18 protein-coding genes are annotated in these 21,134 nt (G+C 36.7%); 11 read left to right on the top strand and 7 right to left on the bottom strand.

Annotated features, from left to right (window positions below; genetic code table 11):
* Positions 1-56 precede the first annotated feature (56 nt).
* On the top strand, positions 57-1,010 hold the full coding sequence (locus tag RMO03_RS00830; protein ID WP_309640178.1) for a MoxR family ATPase: 954 nt from the start codon (positions 57-59) through the stop codon (positions 1,008-1,010).
* Here RMO03_RS00830 and RMO03_RS00825 read toward each other — a convergent pair.
* Complete coding sequence (locus tag RMO03_RS00825) at positions 1,007-2,152, bottom strand: hypothetical protein (protein WP_309640177.1); 1,146 nt, start codon at positions 2,150-2,152, stop codon at positions 1,007-1,009. The genes RMO03_RS00830 and RMO03_RS00825 overlap by 4 nt on opposite strands.
* A 20-nt stretch (positions 2,153-2,172) precedes the next feature.
* Here RMO03_RS00825 and RMO03_RS00820 point away from each other — a divergent pair, with 20 nt between their 5' ends.
* The 4 genes from RMO03_RS00820 to RMO03_RS00805 all read left to right on the top strand — a co-directional run bounded on the left by RMO03_RS00820 (position 2,173) and on the right by RMO03_RS00805 (position 9,722).
* On the top strand, positions 2,173-3,276 hold the full coding sequence (locus RMO03_RS00820; protein WP_309640176.1) for an acyltransferase: 1,104 nt from the start codon (positions 2,173-2,175) through the stop codon (positions 3,274-3,276).
* A gap of 166 nt (positions 3,277-3,442) precedes the next feature.
* Entirely contained in the window at positions 3,443-5,710 is a 2,268-nt protein-coding gene (locus tag RMO03_RS00815) for an aconitate hydratase (RefSeq protein ID WP_309640175.1), read from the top strand.
* 809 nt (positions 5,711-6,519) lie between these two features.
* Entirely contained in the window at positions 6,520-8,136 is a 1,617-nt protein-coding gene (locus tag RMO03_RS00810; RefSeq protein WP_309640174.1) for a DUF4832 domain-containing protein, read from the top strand.
* Between the two features lie 176 nt (positions 8,137-8,312).
* Positions 8,313-9,722 (top strand): amino acid permease, encoded by a 1,410-nt coding sequence (locus RMO03_RS00805; RefSeq protein WP_309640173.1) that lies wholly within the window; start codon positions 8,313-8,315, stop codon positions 9,720-9,722.
* 297 nt (positions 9,723-10,019) lie between these two features.
* Here the strand turns inward: RMO03_RS00805 and RMO03_RS00800 are convergent, their stop codons facing one another.
* A complete protein-coding gene (locus RMO03_RS00800) occupies positions 10,020-11,468 on the bottom strand; it encodes a glyceraldehyde-3-phosphate dehydrogenase (RefSeq protein ID WP_309640172.1) in 1,449 nt (482 codons plus the stop codon).
* Between the two features lie 158 nt (positions 11,469-11,626).
* Positions 11,627-13,024, bottom strand: a complete 1,398-nt coding sequence (locus RMO03_RS00795; protein WP_309640171.1) for a trypsin-like peptidase domain-containing protein — start codon at positions 13,022-13,024, stop codon at positions 11,627-11,629.
* 199 nt (positions 13,025-13,223) lie between these two features.
* Between RMO03_RS00795 and dapF the strand changes: the two genes are divergently transcribed.
* From dapF to RMO03_RS00770, 5 genes are all read left to right on the top strand, one after another.
* Complete coding sequence (gene dapF, locus RMO03_RS00790) at positions 13,224-14,006, top strand: diaminopimelate epimerase (RefSeq protein WP_309640170.1); 783 nt, start codon at positions 13,224-13,226, stop codon at positions 14,004-14,006.
* Positions 14,000-14,533 carry a GNAT family protein gene (locus RMO03_RS00785; protein ID WP_309640169.1) on the top strand — a complete coding sequence of 178 codons (534 nt, stop codon included), beginning with the start codon at positions 14,000-14,002 and terminating at the stop codon, positions 14,531-14,533. The genes dapF and RMO03_RS00785 overlap by 7 nt, the downstream gene beginning before the upstream one ends.
* A 12-nt stretch (positions 14,534-14,545) precedes the next feature.
* Complete coding sequence (gene mltG / locus RMO03_RS00780) at positions 14,546-15,589, top strand: endolytic transglycosylase MltG (protein WP_309640168.1); 1,044 nt, start codon at positions 14,546-14,548, stop codon at positions 15,587-15,589.
* 3 nt (positions 15,590-15,592) lie between these two features.
* Positions 15,593-16,513, top strand: coding sequence for a DUF2279 domain-containing protein (locus RMO03_RS00775; protein WP_409024899.1), 921 nt, complete (start codon positions 15,593-15,595; stop codon positions 16,511-16,513).
* A gap of 96 nt (positions 16,514-16,609) precedes the next feature.
* Complete coding sequence (locus RMO03_RS00770; protein WP_309640167.1) at positions 16,610-17,245, top strand: peptidoglycan-binding protein LysM; 636 nt, start codon at positions 16,610-16,612, stop codon at positions 17,243-17,245.
* 51 nt (positions 17,246-17,296) lie between these two features.
* Here RMO03_RS00770 and RMO03_RS00765 read toward each other — a convergent pair whose 3' ends face one another.
* The 3 genes from RMO03_RS00765 to dnaA are packed head-to-tail and all read right to left on the bottom strand — an operon-like array spanning position 17,297 to position 19,924.
* Positions 17,297-18,016 carry an SAM-dependent methyltransferase gene (locus RMO03_RS00765; protein WP_309640166.1) on the bottom strand — a complete coding sequence of 240 codons (720 nt, stop codon included), beginning with the start codon at positions 18,014-18,016 and terminating at the stop codon, positions 17,297-17,299.
* A 9-nt stretch (positions 18,017-18,025) separates the two neighbouring features.
* Entirely contained in the window at positions 18,026-18,493 is a 468-nt protein-coding gene (locus RMO03_RS00760) for a low molecular weight protein-tyrosine-phosphatase (RefSeq protein WP_309640165.1), read from the bottom strand.
* A 3-nt stretch (positions 18,494-18,496) separates the two neighbouring features.
* Positions 18,497-19,924: a chromosomal replication initiator protein DnaA gene (gene dnaA, locus RMO03_RS00755; RefSeq protein WP_309640164.1), complete on the bottom strand. Its 1,428-nt coding sequence runs from the start codon at positions 19,922-19,924 to the stop codon at positions 18,497-18,499.
* Positions 19,925-20,125: 201 nt separating this feature from the next.
* Here dnaA and RMO03_RS00750 point away from each other — a divergent pair, with 201 nt between their 5' ends.
* Complete coding sequence (locus RMO03_RS00750) at positions 20,126-20,524, top strand: thioesterase family protein (RefSeq protein WP_309640163.1); 399 nt, start codon at positions 20,126-20,128, stop codon at positions 20,522-20,524.
* Here the strand turns inward: RMO03_RS00750 and RMO03_RS00745 are convergent.
* Positions 20,521-21,132, bottom strand: coding sequence for a YigZ family protein (locus tag RMO03_RS00745; RefSeq protein WP_309640162.1), 612 nt, complete (start codon positions 21,130-21,132; stop codon positions 20,521-20,523). The two genes, RMO03_RS00750 and RMO03_RS00745, sit on opposite strands and share 4 nt — an antisense overlap.
* Positions 21,133-21,134 lie beyond the last annotated feature (2 nt).

Raw genomic sequence — 21,134 nt, 5'->3', positions numbered from 1 at the left:
CATTTAGTATTTTCTAAATCTAAAATCCAAAATCTAAAATCTAAAATCCTACCGGAATGTCAGACGTAACAGCAATACAAAATCTCGTTCAAAAAAGAATCGAATTAAAGAATGAAATCTCCAAAATCATTGTTGGGCAAGACGAAGTTGTAGATCAGATACTGTTGAGTATTTTTTCGGGCGGCCATGCTTTATTGGTTGGTGTTCCCGGTTTGGCCAAAACACTAATGGTCAATACGATTGCTCAAGCTTTGGGATTGGATTTTAAACGCATTCAGTTTACGCCGGATTTGATGCCATCCGATATTTTGGGAAGTGAAATTTTAGATGAAAATCGCCAGTTTAAATTCATAAAAGGCCCCATTTTTTCCAACATTATTTTGGCAGATGAGATCAATAGAACACCACCAAAAACGCAAGCTGCTTTATTAGAAGCGATGCAGGAACGCGCGGTAACCATTGCCGGTCACAATTATAAATTGTCTTTGCCGTATTTCGTATTGGCGACTCAAAATCCAATCGAACAAGAAGGAACGTATCCTTTGCCAGAAGCGCAATTAGACCGTTTTATGTTTTCGATTAAATTGGATTATCCTTCTTTTCAAGAAGAAGTGGAAGTCGTAAAAAGCACCACTTCCGATAAACAAGCGACTATAAATCCGTTATTCACAGCGCAAGAAATTATCGATTTTCAACATTTGTTACGTCGTATTCCGGTGCCGGATAATGTGGTTGAATATGCGGTTACTTTGGTAAGCAAAACACGTCCGGACAACGCACTGTCAACAGATTTTATTAAGAATTATATTGATTGGGGTGCAGGACCAAGAGCTTCGCAGAATTTAATTTTAGCCGCCAAAGCCCATGCCGCTTTCAACGGAAAATTTTCTCCGGACAGCGAAGATGTGAAAGCGGTTGCGATTGGAATATTAAGACATCGCGTGGTGAAAAACTACAAAGCCGACGCAGAAGGAATTACTATCGAAAAGATTATCGCTTCGTTATTTTAATCCGAAAGTTCGTTTCCTTTTAATATCGCGTCCAATTCTTTGTCATAAAAAAACAACGACATACTACCCATCATTTCTATGGTATTATTGGTTGTATTGTTTACATTGAGTTGCAATTCATAATCATGATTGTTATATAGCCAAATGCCATCTTCAGAAGTAAAAGATTCAATCTTCGTGATGCCAATTCGATCGGTATGATTGGTGATTTTGCTTTTGAAAATCACTTTTTGTGTGGTTTTATCGAATAAAATTATCGCAGTTGAAAATGGATGCACATGAATCGTAGCAGCATGCAAACGTAAACTGTCTTTAATTTCCAATTGACCATTGACATCGCTTGTGAATGTTTTTTTACCCGGTTGAATCACCCAATGCCCGGAAAGTTTATTTCCATTTTGATCTTGATAAACATGGTTTTTGGTTTCCACCGGAACACACATGTTGCTTGCAGGATCTAGCGGACTTTTATAAGGATCATTTTCATCAAAAGGCAATTCTATAAAAATCGTTCTGCACATTAATGGCTTGGTATTTCTATCTTTTGAATAACGAATGGTTACTTCATGCTTGATTAATTTCCGGATGTCTTTAAGATTATGATTTAAAGCTTGAGTTGAAATGTAAAGCAAATTTTTACCTTTCATTGGAACGCCATAACCTTTCGGGAATTCGTAACTTTCAAAACCGTGTGACAATGTAGCCATTCGTGGATACTGTTTTCCAATTCGATTTTTTAAATTGAAAATGCTATAATAACTGACATCATTAAAATCGATATTGGTGTGGCAAATAAAGTCTTTTGAAATCGTCGCTTTTGTTTTTGAATCAATGGCTTTTACTTTAAAACCGGTGATGTATATCAGACTGCTGTCCGTCGTAAGTTGTACGTAATTGGTAGCTTTCGGGCCTTCCATCGATCGGTAAATGCCATCAATATAAAAGTCGGGCGAAATCATTTTATACTCTATTTTATCATTGCTAACGTCCCATTGATTGTCAATAATTCCCGTTTTATACAACAAGTAACTTTTAACAATGGCCTTATGTCGGTTGGGCAATTGCCAATAAAAAATTCCCGCGGCAATAATGGAAAGAAAAACGACAGCTCCTAAAAATTTATATATCTTTGATTTCTTCATACTTACAAAAGTACAATATTATGCATTTGACTTCAACCAAAGAAAGGGTTTTCGGTTTAGATTTAATGCGTGCTTTGGCTATTATTTTGGTGCTTCTTGGCCATTGCTTGTGGATTTATCCCAGTACTAATGTTTTTTTGACTTCAATATTTCAAGTTTTTGCTTTTCTTGGCGTTGAGATTTTTTTTGTACTCAGTGGTTTTCTTATTGGTTCGATTGTATATCGTTTGTATGTCGATGAAGAGTATAGCAAGAAAACTGTTTTTTATTTTTTAAAAAGAAGATGGTTTAGGACACTACCAACGTATTATTTGGTTTTGTTGATGAATGTTCTAATTGCTTTTTTCTACACTTCTTTGGATGGAAATGTTTGGCGATATTTCCTATTCCTTCAAAATTTTAATGGAACGATGCTGCCTTTTTTTCCAGAATCATGGAGTTTGAGTATAGAAGAATTTAGTTATTTTCTATTGCCTTTAGCGTTATTGCTTTATAAACCTAAAAATCGATCTCTTTCTTTTGTTGTGATTATAAGTGTTTTAATATCGATGAGTTTAATGGCTAAGATGCTATTCCATATCGCAACCAATAATACTGATATTAATCTATGGAATGCTGCGGTAAAATCGGTCGTTGTTTATCGATTGGATGCTATTTTTATTGGTGTTTTGTGCAGTTGGATAGCTTTTAATTTTCAATTGTTTTGGAAAAAATTCAGCAAGATGTTTTGTTTGTTCGGTATTTTGAGCATGGCTTTTTTGTTTGTGGGGATTGGTTATTTTCGAATTTTGATTACAACCCATCCGCTATTTTGGAATGTATTTTATCTGCCTTTGGTGTCGATTTCAATAGCTTTTTTTCTACCCATATTATCGCAATGGAAAACATTTGATTCGAAACTTTCGAAACCAATCACATTCATTAGTATGATTTCATATTCAATCTACTTATTGCATTATAGTATCATTTTGCAATTGATGAAAAGTTGGATAGTTATCGATCCTCAAAATCTACTGAAGCTTCACATTTTTACGGCAGTTTATATTGCTATAACGGTCACTTTAAGTTACTTTGTGTATCGTTTTTTTGAAAAACCAATGATGGATTTAAGAGATAAAAATTAAGAATTTTCATTTTTTCTTACTTTAATTTTGTTATTGCTAAAAAATATCAAACTAAAACGACCTATTCGTAAATTATGTAGTGCAACCAACATATTTGATTAAAAACTTTTTAGTAGTACAACGTTTTCGTAAATTCGCACAGCAAACAAATTAACCTTTATTGATTATGGCTTTTGATATTGAAATGATTAAAAAAGTGTACGCCAATATGACCACTCGTGTAGACAAAGCACGCGAAATTGTTGGTCGACCGCTTACACTTACAGAAAAAATATTATACAATCATTTGTGGGAAGGAATGCCTTCTCATGCCTTTACGCGTGGAAAAGATTATGTTGATTTTGCTCCCGATCGTGTAGCTTGTCAAGATGCGACAGCACAAATGGCTTTATTGCAATTTATGCATGCCGGTAAAAGTAAAGTGGCTGTACCAACAACGGTTCATTGTGATCACTTAATACAAGCGAAGGTTGATGCCAAAACAGATTTAGCACGCGCGAAAACACAAAGCAATGAAGTCTTTGAATTTTTATCTTCTGTTTCTGATAAATATGGTATTGGTTTTTGGAAACCAGGTGCCGGAATTATTCACCAAGTAGTTTTAGAAAATTATGCTTTCCCTGGAGGAATGATGATTGGAACTGATTCTCACACTGTAAATGCAGGCGGATTAGGAATGGTAGCGATTGGAGTAGGTGGTGCAGATGCTGTCGATGTGATGTCAGGAATGGCTTGGGAATTAAAATTTCCAAAACTGATTGGTGTAAAACTTACGGGTAAATTATCCGGATGGACAGCTCCAAAAGATGTGATTTTGAAAGTAGCTGGAATTCTTACCGTAAAAGGTGGGACCGGAGCTATCGTTGAATATTTTGGTGAAGGAGCAACAGCAATGTCTTGCACTGGAAAAGGAACCATTTGTAATATGGGTGCTGAGATTGGTGCGACGACTTCCACTTTTGGTTATGACGCTTCAATGGATCGCTATTTGCGTTCGACCGATAGGGCAGATGTAGCCGATGAAGCCAATAAAATTGCAAAATACTTAACCGGTGATGACGAAGTATATGCCAATCCAGAATTGTATTTTGATCAGGTTATTGAAATCAATTTATCTGAATTAGAGCCGTATTTAAACGGACCATTCACTCCGGATTTGGCGACTCCGATTTCTAAGATGAAAGAAGAAGCTATCAAAAACAATTGGCCGTTGAAAATTGATATAGGTTTAATAGGTTCTTGCACTAACTCTTCTTATGAAGATATTGCCAGAGCAGCATCGTTGGCACAACAAGTTTCCAATAAAAATTTGAAAACAAAATCTCAGTTTACGATAACACCAGGTTCTGAGTTGGTTCGTTATACTATTGAGCGCGACGGTTTTATTGATATTTTCGATAAAATTGGAGCTACAGTATTTGCGAATGCCTGCGGACCATGTATAGGAATGTGGGATAGAGAAGGTGCCGAGAAGGAAGAACGCAATACGATTGTGCATTCCTTCAACAGAAATTTTTCTAAACGCGCCGATGGAAATCCTAATACTTTAGCTTTTGTTGGATCACCTGAATTGGTAACAGCATTAGCCATTGCGGGTGATTTGTCTTTCAATCCATTAACGGATACTTTGATTAATGAAGATGGAGTTGAAGTTAAATTAGATGAACCAACCGGAAACGAATTGCCACCAAAAGGATTTGATGTTGAAGATGCTGGTTTTCATGCGCCATCGGAAGACGGTTCTAAAGTACAAGTTTTGGTTTCGATAACTTCTGAAAGATTACAACTTCTAGCACCATTCGAACCATGGAATAAACAAAACATTACGGGTGCGAAATTATTGATTAAAGCCTTTGGTAAATGCACCACTGACCATATTTCAATGGCTGGACCTTGGTTGCGTTTCAGAGGACATTTGGATAATATTTCCAATAATATGTTGATTGGTGCGATTAACGCTTTCAATCAAAAAGCAAATTCGGTTAAAAATCAGTTGACGGGTACATATGATGCAGTGCCTGCTGTACAGCGCGATTATAAAGCTGCAGGTATTCCAACGATTGTTGTTGGAGATCATAATTATGGAGAAGGTTCTTCTCGCGAACATGCAGCTATGGAGCCTAGATTCTTAGGTGTGAAAGCTGTTTTGGTGAAATCATTCGCTCGTATTCATGAAACCAATTTGAAAAAACAAGGTATGTTGGCTTTGACATTTGCTAACGAATCGGATTACGATAAAATTCAAGAGAACGATATCATTAACTTTATTGATTTAGTTAATTTTGCTCCGGCTAAACCGCTGACATTAGAGTTTATCCACGATGATGGAACAAAAGACATCATCATGGCGAATCACACTTACAACGATGGACAAATAGGTTGGTTTGTTGCAGGTTCTGCTTTAAATTTAATTGCCGCTGCAGGAAATGCTTAGATTTTAATCTTTATAGAAATGTGAAATCCTCGAAGAAATTCGGGGATTTTTTTTTGACTTTTTTTGATGTATTCTTATAATAAGGTTGCGCTAATTTTTTGATTAAATTGTTTTTTTATTTTAAGTGGAATAATTTTCTGATTAAAAAATTACTTATAAACAAACGATAATCAAATAGTTAATAACTTTAATGTCTTATAGTAACGATGATTTCTTACAAGTGTATTAAACTTTAATAGTTATTTCTTACAAATGATTGATTATGGCGTTTTTAAACGTTAAAATTCACATAATTAAGTCGTTCGTCGGTTTTATGTGCTTTTAATCTTGTTATGTTTGTAATGCATTGTTTAGTAATCCCCATTATGAAAAATGCATGTTAAAATAAAACTCAAAATTAATAATTACAATTTTAAATCTTAACCTGCGTGCTATGAATAATTTACTTTTCTTTTGGGATTCTCCCAACGCTTATCTGCATTAATTTTCCCTTAAATAATTAACGACCTATCAAAGAATTTTGACTTCTTTTTTGATCTAAAAGTTTGTTATTTGGGAACTGCTTTTATTGTAAAATGTTTTTTGCTAAAACATCAATTACGTCATCTTTTTTTTTAATTTATTTGTAAGTAAATACTTAATTAAAAATATTTTTTAAGTATTTAATCGAATAAAAATTACACTTTATCGAATATTTAATTTTCAGTAACCAATTATCATATTAATTTGTGGTGTGTTATTATTGTCCCCAAATGATAGTAATGCTTCTCCCTAAAAACAAAGAAGTATGAAAACCTTAACCTACTATTATGAAAAATTTTTTACTCATGTTACTGATAGCAGTAGCAGCCCACGGACAAAATCAAAGCTACACAGCTAGCACAGAAAGTTTCCCGAATCCTGACAGAGGATTTTACCACTATTCATCAAGTGGATCAACAACGAGTTATTCGTTTATAAGCGCAAGTACATTGAGTTCTTACAGAACACAAAACATTTCAGTAGTTCAAAGAATTTTTTATTTGACTCAGTTTACGTCATCGCCAATTTCAAGCGCATTTCTTGCGAATATGCAAACTGATTTTAATACGATCCGAAACTCAGGAATGAAAGTAATGATCCGATTTGCTTATTCACAAAGCGAATCCGCAGCAGTTTTAGATGCTACAAAAGCACAAATGCTAGCTCATATTCAACAAGTAGCACCAATTATTGCAGCCAACAAAGATGTTATTTCAATGTATCAATACGGCTGGATTGGATGTTGGGGCGAAAATTATTACACGAGTCAAGTTGCCGATTTCGGTAATGGCGATTACACCCAATATACTACTACACAATGGGCCAATCGAAAAGAAGTTTTAGAAGCTATGATTAATGCCACTCCAATTGAAATTCCAATTCAAGTGCGTTATCTGTTTTACAAACAAAAATTATATCCAAGCGGGCACAATAGAATCGGTTTTTATAATGATGCTTTTCTTGGTGAATGGGGAGATTCAGGAATGTTTTTAGTCAATAATGTGCAAAGTGCTCCGAGTACAACCGATAGTAATTATCTGGTGGCTCAAACAGAAAACTTACCTATGACAGGTGAAACCAATCAGATTAATGCTCCAAGAACTGACTGTAGTAATGCAGTAGTTGAATTGAACAAATACAATTGGAGTTTAATGAATAAAGATTATTTAACTGCCAACATTACCAGTTGGACATCACAAGGTTGTTACGCTGAAATGGAAAGAAAACTGGGCTATCGATTTGAATTATTAAATTCATCCTTTTCAAACAATACACTAACAATCAATCTTCAAAATTCAGGTTATGCGAATGTTTATAAATCGAGAAAAGCATACGTTGTCTTAAAAAACACCGCAACAGCTACCGAGTATTCCGTTGAAATCAGCAGCGATTTAAAAGCCTGGAAAAAAGGAACAGCAATTCAATTGATTAAAAGTTTAGCCGGAGCAGCTCCAAACGGAACTTACCAATTGTATTTGAATTTACCCGATCAAACACTAACCAATCCATATTTTTCAATTCGATGTGCCAACACCGGAACTTGGGATGCTACCAAAGGATACAATAACTTAAATCAGACGGTTACAATTACAAGTTCAACGACTACCGACCCTGTAATAATAGATCCAGTTGTAATTGACCCAGTAGTAATTCCACCAGTAATCGTGATTCCACCAGTAATAATTGTGCCTGTTGTTTTACCAGTCGAAATATTATTTGTAAGCAGCACTAGCACTCTTGTAATCAATAACCTTCCAAGTCAAAATTATACGATAAAAGTATACAACCAAAACGGACAGTTAAAAGCAACATCAACAGATTTAAGCGGATTACGCAGAGGCTATTACATTGTTAAAGTGAAGTGCAACGGAATAACCACCACGAAAAATATCTACAAGCCATAATAAACCAGACATCATTGCCAAAATACAATTTTTAGTTTATTAATTTTATTTATTATTACACGAAAAACCTGCTCATCAACACGAGCAGGTTTTTTTATTGTTTTTTTGGGAAGTTCAACATATCAACTTTTTTATATCTTTAACCAATACTGAAAAAACAAACCAAAACCGATATTATGGAAAACCAAAACCAAGAACATTTTAAAAGAGAACTCGGATTATTCGACGGAACCATGCTGGTCGTAGGGTCTATGATAGGTTCAGGAATATTTATAGTAAGCTCCGACATTGCACGTCAAGTGGGTTCTGCAGGCTGGCTAACTTTAATCTGGGTAATTTCGGGAATCATCACCATGATAGCCGCAGTCAGTTATGGCGAGTTGAGCGCGATGTTTCCCAATGCAGGCGGTCAATATGTTTATCTTAGAGAAGCCTACAACAAACTCATCGCATTCTTATACGGTTGGAGTTTCTTTGCCGTCATTCAAACCGGAACCATCGCAGCTGTAGGCGTAGGGTTTTCGAAATTTGCAGCCTATTTGTTTCCGGTAATGAGCGAAGAAAATATTCTCTTTCAAAGTGGTGGTTTCACATTACACGCCGCACAAATTGTCTCGATAATCACCATTGTAATTCTGACGTATCTCAATAGTCGAGGCGTAAAAAACAGCAAAACACTACAATCTATTCTAACCGTAATTAAAATTCTGTCGTTGTTGGGATTGGTAGTTTTTGGTTTCCTATTAGGTGCCAAAGCCGAAATATGGAATGCCAATTGGACTGATATGTGGGCCACAAAATCCTACATAAAAGAAACCGCTTCTTGGCTGCCAATTAGTGGAGTAGCTCTAATTTCAGGAATTGCCGCCGCGATGGTAGGTTCATTGTTTTCAAGCGATGCGTGGAATGGCGTAACTTTTATCGCAGGTGAAATCAAAAACCCAAAACGCAACGTTGGTTTGAGTTTGTTCCTGGGAACTTTCATCGTAACCATCATTTATATTCTAGCGAATCTAATGTACTTGGCCGTAATTCCATTCGACGAAATCGCAACCGCCAAATCAGATCGCGTAGCCGTAGTAGCTTGCCAATATATTTTTGGAAATATCGGCACTTTGATTATCGCCGTAATGATCATGATTTCAACATTCGCTTGCAACAACGGATTAATCATGGCTGGTGCACGCGTCTATTATACCATGGCCAAAGATGGTTTGTTCTTCAAAAAAGCCGCACATCTCAATTCGGCAAGCGTTCCCGCATGGGCATTATGGGCGCAATGCATCTGGGCTTCCGCTTTGTGTTTGACAGGCAAATACGGCGATTTATTAGATTTCGTCATCATCATCGTTTTAATCTTTTACATCCTCACGATTTACGGTATTTTCATCCTTCGCAAAAAAAAGCCGGACGCCGAAAGACCATACCGCGCTTTTGGTTACCCATTTCTTCCGGCTTTTTATATTGTCGTGGCTAGCGCAGTTTCCATCGCGTTGTTGTTTACGAAAACGAGCACGTGTGGTTGGGGTGTTTTGATTATGCTGGCAGGAATTCCGGTGTATTATCTAACCAAGTCAAAAGAATAGTTGTAAGTTATTGGTTGTCGGTTTTTGGGCGTGACCACAAGGGTCGGGCTTTCGCACTCGCTTTTTTGTGCCGAACGCCGGCGCAAAAAGAGCTCAGACAATGGCTCTATCCCTCACGCGGGTTTCCGGTTACTAGAATACCCTAGCCCCGATAGTAATGGAAATCCTTTTGTGACGGTGTTCGGCACAAAAGATTGGGAATGGATAGCGGGATTAGCTTCTAAAATAAATAATGACAAATAAAAAATCCGCCTCAATAAGAAGCGGATTTTCTATTTTTGGCGTTTTGACTAACTACTAATAATAAGTATAACGTCTTACTTTCGCAATATATTTCGCCAAGCGAATCACTTGATGGCTGTACCCATATTCGTTGTCATACCAAATATACAACACGATGTTTTTTCCGTCGGCAGACACAATCGTCGCGTTGCTGTCATAAATCGATGGCGCTGAGGTTCCGATGATATCCGAAGAAACCAATTCGTTGTTTAAAGAATATTTGATTTGCTCTACAAGTTCACCTTCCAAAGCATATTTTTTCATAATCGCATTGATTTCGGCGATTGAAGTTTCTTTGCTGACTTCCAAATTCAACACGACCAAAGAACCATTAGGAACCGGAACGCGAATCGCATTCGATGTCAATTTCCCGGTTAAAGTAGGCAATGCTTTAGCCACTGCAGTTCCCGCACCGGTTTCTGTAATCACCATATTAAGTCCCGCAGCTCTACCACGACGGTATTTTTTGTGCATATTATCAACCAAATTCTGGTCATTGGTATACGCGTGAATCGTTTCTAAATGGCCTTTTACGACACCTAAAGTATCTTCAACCGCTTTTAGAATAGGAGTGATGGCATTGGTGGTACAAGATGCCGCCGAGAAAATATCGATTTCATCAGGATTGTATTCGTTTTGATTCACACCATGAACAATATTCGGTACACCTTTTCCGGGTGCGGTCAACAATACTTTTGAAACCCCTTTTGAAACCATATGTCTTGCCAAAGCGTCATGCGTTGTAAAGGCTCCGGTGTTATCAATCACCAAGGCATCACTGATACCGTATTGCGTGTAATCAATTTCTTCTGGGCCATTTGCTGTGATGATATGTACCGTAGTTCCGTTGATAATCAAAGCATTATTTTCAGCATCTGCAATGACAGAACCTTGAAAATCGCCGTGAATGGAATCATAACGCAACAACGAAGCTCTTTTTTCTAAAGTAACAGCGTCGTTTTTATCCCGCGTAACAATCGCACGCAAACGCAATTGGTTGCCTTTGCCCATTTTCGACATCAGTTCGCGAGCAAGCAAACGGCCGATACGACCGAATCCGTATAAAACTACATCTTTGGGTTGAATGTCTTGGGTGTCTCTCGCGTTTCTTAATTTGTCGATAACGAAAGCTCTCGCATTGCCGTATTTGTTGTTTTCTAAATTGAATTCGTAGGTGAGTTTACCAATGTCGAGTTTTGAAGGCGGCAAATCCATTGAAAGGATTGCTTTTGCAATTTCAACCGAGTCGAAAATGGAAATTGGTTTGCCCACAAATTCTCCAGCATATTCATGAAGGTTGATGATGTCGCTCACATTTCGATTGATCAGTACATTGCGAAACAAAACCATTTCGATGGATTTGTCATACCATAAATCGCTGATGACTTTAATAAATTCGACGCTTGCTCTTCGTCTGTCGACTTGAAAAGAAACTTCCTTTTCGTAAGAATTGATGTTGCTCATGTTTGGAAATTATAAAATAGTTAGTGTTGTTTATGCTTTAATTCGGTGCAAAAGTATTGATTTCAAACGTTTTCGTAAAATGTTTTTTAACTTTTTTTGAAATAAAAAAGCCACCTCAAATGTGAGATGGCTTTTTCAGAACTACTAACTAACCAATTTTAAATAATGATTCTGATACGTTGACCTATTTTGTTAATCATTTCGATACTAACACTTTGGTTTTCATCTTTTTTCTCTAAGATTCTCGAAGTGGTTTCGACATCAGTCGTTTTCATATTGTCGATACTCAGAATAATCGTTCCTTTGAGTTCATCATAATACGGTTTCAAATTATCGTTGTTGATTTCTTTGATGCGAACACCCGAATCGATATTGAACTTCTTCTTGTCCGTGGCATCAATGTTTTCCAATTCAATGCCTTTAAATTCCGTTGTTACGAACTCGTTTTTGTTTAATACAACGGGAACAGTATAGGTTTTATTGTCTCTGATGTAAGAAACTTGCACTTTGTCATTCGGTCTTTTCGTATTAATGAAACCCGATAATTCAGCATAAGTGGTAATATTCTGATTGTCGAGTTTTACGATGATATCGCCTTTGGTCAAACCTGCTTTTTCGGCGCCCGAATTTTTAGTTACTTTTTTAATGTAGAATCCTTGCGTTTCTTTGATGCCCAATTCTTTCGAAGCGGAACTGTTGAGTTCGCCACCTTCAACACCTAAAATACCACGTTGCACATTACCGAACTCCATAATATCTTCGATGATTTTTCTCGCAATATTCGATGGAACTGCAAACGAATACCCAACATAAGAACCGGTTTGTGATGAAATCATGGTATTAATCCCAATCAATTCTCCGCGAGTATTGACTAAAGCGCCGCCGCTATTACCAGGATTCACTGCCGCATCCGTTTGAATGAACGATTGAATTCCGTTGGTATCTAAATTTCTGGCCTTTGCAGAAACAATACCAGCTGTAACGGTTGACGTTAAATTATACGGATTACCAACAGCCAAAACCCATTCACCAACTCTTGCATTATCAGAATCGGCAAAAACAGAGTAAGGTAATTTTTCATCGGCATTGATTTTCAATAAAGCAATATCCATTTTAGAATCGGTGCCGACCAATTTTGCTTTGTATGTTTTTTTGTTGTTTAATGTGATTTCGATGTCCGAAGCGTCTTTGACCACGTGATTGTTGGTCACGATATAACCGTCTTCAGAAATGATAACGCCCGAACCGGTACCAACTTGCTCTTGTTGTTGACCGCCACTATACCCGTAGAAAAATTCCATCATTGGATTGGAAACTGTTCTGTAGGAAACATTTTTAACGTGAACCACCGTGTGAATGGTTTTGTCAGCCGCTTCAGTAAAATCTAATCCTTCGGGAACCAAACCTACATTTTTAGCATAATTTTCCGGCGCTAATGTGACTACATTTTTTTGTTTTGAAAAAAATCCGTCATTGTCTATCAATAATTTGTAGCCTCCAAGTGTTGTAGCTCCACTTAACAATGACACTAAAAATAAACTCGAAAATTTTTTCATTTTGCTTTTAAAATTTTAGTTAAACGTTTTGGTTTTTAAATTTCAAACGTAAAATTATAAAAGTATTGTTTTCGAGAAAACAGTTTAACGCTCGTTTAACAAGGATTAACTTTTCATTAGTATTCAAGCGATTCGACAACAAAACGGAGTATTCATTTTTATATATTATTTGTACCTTTGGGATTCATTCGAACACTGTATGCAAATTACATTCTATAAATACGAAGGCACCGGAAACGATTTCGTGATGATCGACAATCGCGGGCTTACTTTTCCCAAAGACAACATCAAGTTGGTCAAACATTTATGCGACCGACGCTTCGGTATTGGTGGCGATGGTTTGATTCTCTTGGAAAATGATTTGGATGCCAATTTCAAAATGGTCTACTACAATTCCGATGGAAATCCAAGTTCGATGTGCGGCAATGGTGGTCGATGTATTGTTGCTTTTGCCCAAAGTTTGGGAATCATTAAAAATGAAGCGGCGTTCGAAGCGATTGATGGTTTGCATCATGCCACCACTTTCGACGGCGGTATTGTATCACTTCAAATGGGCGACGTTGATAGCATCAATATCGAAAAGGATTATGTGTTTTTAAATACCGGCTCGCCACATCATGTGACTTTCGTAGATGATTTGCGACATTTGGATGTGAAAAACCAAGGCAGTAGAATTCGTTATAGTGAATTGTATGGAAAGGCCGGAAGCAATGTCAATTTTGTAAAACAGATTGATGATGTGACGTTTGCGATTCGGACTTACGAAAGAGGCGTAGAAGATGAAACACTTTCTTGCGGAACCGGAGCTACAGCAGTTGCGATTGCGATGCATGCTTTAGGAAAAACAACTTCCAATTCGGTAGAAATTCAAGTCGAAGGCGGAACATTAACCGTTTCGTTTGATGAAAAAGACAACCAATACACGAATGTATTTCTAAAAGGCCCGGCCACTTTTGTTTATAAAGGAGAAATCGCATGCTAACACTAAAAGGAGAATCCATCTATTTGCGCGCGCTCGAACCCAATGATTTGGAGTTCTTGTATGAAGTCGAAAATAATGAATCGATTTGGGAAGTCAGCAATACCCAAACGCCTTATAGTCGATTTTTAATCAAACAATATTTAAAAAACGCGCATCAAGATATATACGAAGCCAAACAATTGCGGTTGGCAATTTGTAAAGACCAAAATTTCCCCGCGGTTGGACTTATAGATTTATTCGATTTTGATCCCAAAAATAACCGAGCAGGCGTTGGCATATTAATTCAAAATCAAGAAGACAGAAACATCGGAATTGGTAAAGAAGCATTAGGATTGTTGATTCAATATGCTTTCAGAAAGTTAAATTTGCATCAATTGTATGCGAATATCAATACCGAAAACCAACCGAGTTTAAGTCTTTTTACTACATTTGGTTTTCAAAAAATCGGAGTCAAAAAACAGTGGAATTTAGTCGACGGCCAATACAAAGACGAAGCTTTATTCCAATTAATCAATCATCAACTTTAAATCATTTACGTTTTGAATTTTAAAAAAATCGCAGCACTGGCTTCCGTAGTTTTAATCACTATTTTAATCATTTACGGCTATATGATGTATCGGGATATTTTTGCCGATAATACGAAATTTTCTGAGGAGCAAGTTTATGTTTACATTCCAACCGATGCGAATTATGAAGCGGTAAAACAAGCCGTAATTCCATACATCAAAGACATGGATCGTTTTGAAAAAGTAGCTCAAAAGAAAGCTTATCCTGAGAGAACCGACAAATCCGGTAAATTTCTATTGAAGAAAGGAATGAACAGTAATGAAATCATCAATTCACTACGCCAAAATGTTCCTGTTAATATTGCATTTAACAACCAAGAGCGACTTGAGAATTTCGCCGGTCGAATTAGTACTCAGATTGAAGCCGATAGTCTAAGATTACTTAACGCATTCACAGACCAAAAGTTTTTAGACGAAAACGGATTCACAAAGCAAAACGTATTGGCGATGTTCGTTCCCAATTCGTATGAGTTTTTCTGGAATACTTCCGCTGAGAAATTCCGCAACAAAATGCTCAAAGAATACCACAAATTCTGGACAGCAGAGCGTTTAGAAAAAGCTAAAAAACTAAATTTGACACCGATTCAAGTTTCCATTTTGGCTTCCATCGTACACAAGGAAACGGTCAAAAAAGATGAAAGACCTAAAGTGGCGGGCGTTTATCTCAATCGCTTAGCAAAAGGAATGAAACTAGAAGCCGATCCAACAGTAATTTATGCAGTGAAATTACAATCCAACGATTTCAACCAAGTGATTAAACGCGTGTTGAATAAAGATTTGGCTACCAATTCACCATACAATACTTATATGTATGCAGGTTTGCCACCAGGACCTATCGCGATGCCTGACATTACTGCATTAGATGCTGTATTAAATCCGGAGCATCACAACTACATTTATTTTTGCGCAAGTGTCACCCGATTTGGTTACCACGAATTTGCTGTGACACCAGCCCAACACGAAGCCAATCGCCAGAAGTATGTCGCCTGGATTTCGAGTCAAGGTATAAAACGATAAATTTTGAAACCAAACCAATTACTATTAACGGTATTTTTTTGCGCCATCGCTTTACCGAATGTTTTTGGTCAAGGTAAACTCGATTCGTTTTTAAAACCGTCGGATACTTTAAATCTTCCAAGAAGAAATACGGTGATTATTTCAGAAGCGGCTGTTTCAGCGGCTGTTTTGGTTGGCTTGAATCAAGTTTGGTATGCTGATTATCCGCGTTCTGATTTTCATACGATCAATGACAATGCAGAATGGCTGCAAATGGATAAAGCCGGTCACGTATTTTCATGCTATCATTTGGGAAGCTTTGGAAAAGACGCTTTGGCATGGAGCGGTGTCAGTAGAAAAAACCAATTGATTTATGGTTCCACGATGGGATTTGCATTCATGTCAGCCGTTGAGGTTATGGATGGCTATTCATCCAATTGGGGCGCTTCATTAGGTGATGTGGCTGCCAATGCTGCCGGAACGGCGTTGTTTGTTTCGCAGGAAATGGTTTGGAAAGAACAGCGAATTATTCCTAAGTTTTCATTTCACACCACACCTTACGCTTCAGCGAGACCAAATGTTTTGGGAAGTTCTTTGGATGAACAAATTTTAAAAGATTACAACGGACAAACCTATTGGCTTTCAGTGAATCTTCATTCGTTTTTTAAGGAAACTAAAATTCCAAAATGGTTCAATGTGGCTATTGGCTATGGCGCCGAAGGAATGATTACGGGAAATGAAGAATTGGTCAACACGGTTTTTCTTACGGAATCGGAAAGATTCAGACAATATTATTTGAGTTTCGACGCCGATTTGACGAAAATTCAAACGAAATCACACGTTTTAAAAACGATTTTTCAGATTTTTAATACGATTAAAATCCCGGCTCCAACGTTTGAAATCAGCGGTCGAGGCGATTTCAAATTTCATTATTTATACTTTTAGAAAAATTTAACTGATTGATATTGAATAACTTATTATTTGTTGTACATTTGCACCGCAGAAATTTCTCGCGTGACAGGTTGAGAAGAAAACCAATGTATGCTCAAAAAATGGATATTCTACAGTAGTTTAACTTTAATAATTGCTTATTTAAGTTCCGGTTTCAAACCCTTCGATTCACAGAATCACAACTGGTTTCAATCGGCAAATCAAAAAGAAATGTCTTACTCATTTCCTTCTCAAGAAGAGCAGGATTACGCCAACCTCAATGTTCCTTTTACCGGAAAATTTTTCATAGGATTTAAAGAAGCGGTGGCTTTCAAAGAATCGCAAGGAAAATACCATAAAGTCAATTCTTTAGGCTATATGGGAAAATACCAATTTGGCTTGGAAACTTTACAAACTATTGGAATTCATGATAGTGTTGCGTTTTTGAACAATCCAAAATTACAGGAAAAAGCTTTCGTAGCGCTATTGTCTAAAAACAAATGGGAGCTTAAAGATGAAATTGAAAAATTCTCAGGTAAAATCATTTCGGGTGTTAAAATTACCGAATCAGGAATTTTAGCCGCAGCGCATTTGGGTGGCGCAGGTTCTGTAAAAAGATTCCTCAATAGTAATGGCGCTAAGAAATGTAAAGACGATTACGGAACTTCTGTTAAAAGTTACATGCGGGATTTTGGTGGTTACGAAACCAGTGGAATTATTGCCGATAACGACGCGAAAGTGAAATAAGAAACATAAAATTCAAAATACAAACCTGTCGAAAGATGGGTTTTTTTATGCCTAAAATTTATGAATGATGAAAATGGTTGGTCGATTGTGTAAGTCGATTTTGGTTTTTTTCCAATCCTGAATTCTCAAAGTTTTGATGTATTCTGTTGGCAATGTAATGTCGGCAGCAATGCACAGATGCGTACTAGGTTGCAAAGTCTGAATAATATCTTCAAGCAATTTGTTGTTTCGATAAGGCGTTTCGATAAAAATTTGCGTTTGATTTTTATCTGAAGACAATTTCTCCAAATGTTTCAAAGCGGTTTTTTTATCGGATTTATCAATCGGTAGATAACCATTGAATGCGAAACTTTGTCCATTCATTCCCGAACCCATTAATGCCAACAAAATTGAAGATGGACCCACCAAAGGAATTACTTGAATGCCTTTTTCGTGGGCAATTTTCACTATGACAGCACCGGGATCAGCTACGCCTGGACAGCCTGATTCGCTCATGATACCTACGTTTTTTCCTTCGAGGCAAGGTTGTAACATCGCATTGTGTTCCGCTACTTGTGTGTGTTTGTTTAAGGTACTCAAACGCAAAGAAGCTTGTACTTTTTCGGGATGAATACTTTTGATGAATTTACGAGCAGTTTTCTCGTTTTCTACGATGTAGTCGTCAATAAAATCAATGGTTCGTTTGATGGTAATCGGCAAAACCTCTAAAGGATCATTGTCGCCTAAAGTAATTGGAATTAGGTAGAGTTTTCCTATAGTTGTCGATTTCATGAAAAGAAGTTATTGGTGTTTTGCAATCAATTTTTCGGCAATAATGGCGCAAGTTTCATCGAGCATTTTATAAACGCTGTCAAATCCGAATTGTGAACCGTAATAAGGATCTGGAACATCTACATTTTCACCGGGAAAAAGTTCATTAAGAATGAGTTGCACTTTGTTTTTATGCGCTTCTTCTTTTGCTAAAGACACAACATCATTATAATTGGTGTTGTCCATGACATAAATATAATCATAAGCATCGAAATCTGCAGGTGAGAATTGTTTGGCTTTCTGCTTCGAAATATCCAAACCATTTTTTTTAGCGACTGCGATTGATCGCTCATCAGGTTGCTTTCCGATATGCCAACTTCCGGTTCCGGCGGAATCCACCAAAAAAGTATTTTTAGGAAGTTTGGAAGCCAATAATCCTTCTGCCAATGGTGAACGACAGATATTACCAAGGCAAACCATTAAAACTTTAACAGGCATTTTCTATAAGGATAATTTTTTGTGAATGTCTTCCACAAATTTTTTGAATTGTTTGTCTGTAGCCACTAAGTTGTCTACTGTTTTGCAAGCGTGTAAAACAGTAGCGTGATCGCGATCTCCAATTTGTGAACCGATATTGGCTAACGAAGCTTTGGTGAATTTTTTAGCGAAAAACATGGCCAATTGTCTGGCTTGCACTACGTGTCTTTTTCTTGTTTTCGATTGCAATACTTCTAAATCTAGTTGGAAATAATCAGAAACTGTTTTCTGAATATACTCGATGGAAATTTCGCGTTTTACATTTTTGACAAATTTCTCAACGACATGTTTCGCCAATTCAATCGTAACTTCTTTTTTGTTGAATGAAGATTGCGCAATCAATGAAATAATAGCGCCTTCCAATTCTCTGACGTTCGATTTGATATTGCGAGCCACATACTCGATGATTTCTTCGGGCATATCAACACCGTCGCGATACAAAATATTTTTCAAGATTGAAATCCTAGTCTCGTAATCCGGTTGGTGTAATTCTGCTGAAAGTCCCCATTTGAATCTCGATAACAAACGTTGTTCAATATCTTGCATGTCAACAGGTGCTTTATCCGAAGTAAGGATAACCTGTTTTCCGTTTTGGTGTAAATAATTGAAGATGTGGAAAAATACATCTTGCGTTCCTGATTTCCCGGATAAAAATTGAACATCGTCAATAATCAACACGTCAATCAGTTGGTAAAAATGAATGAAATCGTTTCTGTTGTTTTTCTTAACAGAGTCGATATATTGTTGGGTGAAAATTTCCGCAGAGATATACAACACGGTTTTTTCAGGGTATTTGTCTTTTATTTCAACACCAATGGCATGAGCTAAGTGGGTTTTTCCCAAACCAACACCGCCGAAAATCAATAATGGGTTGAAAGAAGTTCCTCCGGGTTTGTTCGCTACCGCCATACCGGCAGAACGTGCCAAACGGTTGGAGTCACCTTCAAGGAAATTTTCAAAACTGTAATTGGCATTAAGCTGCGACTCAATTTTTAAATTTCTAATGCCTGGAATTACAAATGGATTTTTTAATTCTGGACTTAAATTTTTAAACGGAGCATCGACTTCTTGAGATTTGATAGAACTTCTATGCGCACTCGGAAGTTGTTCTGTAAATGGTTGTTTGTTGCCGTAAGTGTTCTCCATTTTTATTTTGTAGAGCAATTTGGCATTTTTTCCCAATTCTTTGGTGAGGGCTACTTTTAATAATTTCACGTAATGCTCTTCCAACCATTCGTAGAAAAATTTGCTTGGCACTTGAATGTATAAAGCATTATCGGTTAGCTCAACAGACTTAATCGGTTCGAACCAAGTTTTGTAAGCTTGGTCTTGGATATTGTCTTTTATAAAAAGCAGACAATTTTCCCATACTGATTGCGCAGTTTTGCTCATATTATTTAGTAAATTTGTATTTTTATTAAAGGTTATCTTACAAAGAAAATCAGTCGATTATTCCTTACTTTTTGGGGTAACAAATATGTGAACAAAAATCGTTAAAAAAAAATAAAATTAGGGTTGATTTATTAAAAATATTGTTGTAAGACACTTTTTTTGTGTCGGAAAGATAGTGAAAATATTAAACAAAAATGCAATATGGAGCATCAAATTCAAGTACGCGTTCGTTATTCAGAAACTGACCAAATGGGTGTCGTTTATCACGGCAATTACATTCCTTATTTTGAGATAGGTCGTGTAGAATGGCTCAGAGACAAAGGCGTTTCTTACAAAAGCCTCGAAGAAAACGGTATTGCATTACCAATAGTTTCGATGACTTTGAATTACAAAAAACCGGCACGTTATGATGATCTCCTTACTGTGAAGACAACGTTTAAAAAACACAGTTCTGTTAAGATTGAATTTGACTGTGAAATTTGGAGCGAACAAAATGAGTTGTTAACAACGGCTTATTTTATTTTGGTGTTTGTTGATATGAAAACAGGAAGGCCGATGACTCCGCCGGATTATATTAAAAAGGTGATGGAAATCAATTAAGCCTTTAATTTAATATTGACTTCAAACATATTTTCAAAAGTTTCTAAAACAACTTGTGCATTTTTCTTTCTCGTGGCAATCTCAATCTCGCAGTCGGCTTCCATTTTTTGAGCGATAATGGTCAAGTTTTTCTCTTTAATAACACGCATTACTTTATTCATATTCTTATAATCAAAAGAAATTTGATAGTGGATATCAATCGTTTTTTCTACAATTGGTGAAGCTTCAAGTGCCATTTGTGCTGCGGTTTTATATGCGGTAATCAATCCGCCAACACCCAATTTGGTACCTCCAAAAAATCGAACCACTACAATTAAAATATTGGTTAGTTCATGTGATTGAATTTGCCCGTAAATCGGCATTCCAGCACTATTGCTGGGCTCACCGTCATCATTGGCGCGAAAAATTATTTTTTCAGTTCCAATTTGATAAGCATAACAAAAATGAACGGCATTGAAGTGTTTCTTGCGCAAAGGTTCCATCAAAGATTTGACTTGATCTTCAGTATTTAAAGGGAAAGCGTAACCGAAAAATTTACTGTTTTTTTCTTTGAAGAGGATTTCTTCAGAAGCGAAAGCAATGGTTTTGTAAGTGTCTTTGAATTCCAATA

It is taken from the genome of Flavobacterium sp. (assembly GCF_031411595.1).
GTDB lineage: Bacteria > Bacteroidota > Bacteroidia > Flavobacteriales > Flavobacteriaceae > Flavobacterium.
The sequence above is the reverse complement of the archived record's forward strand: the minus strand, read 5'-3'. Positions and strand labels throughout refer to the sequence as shown.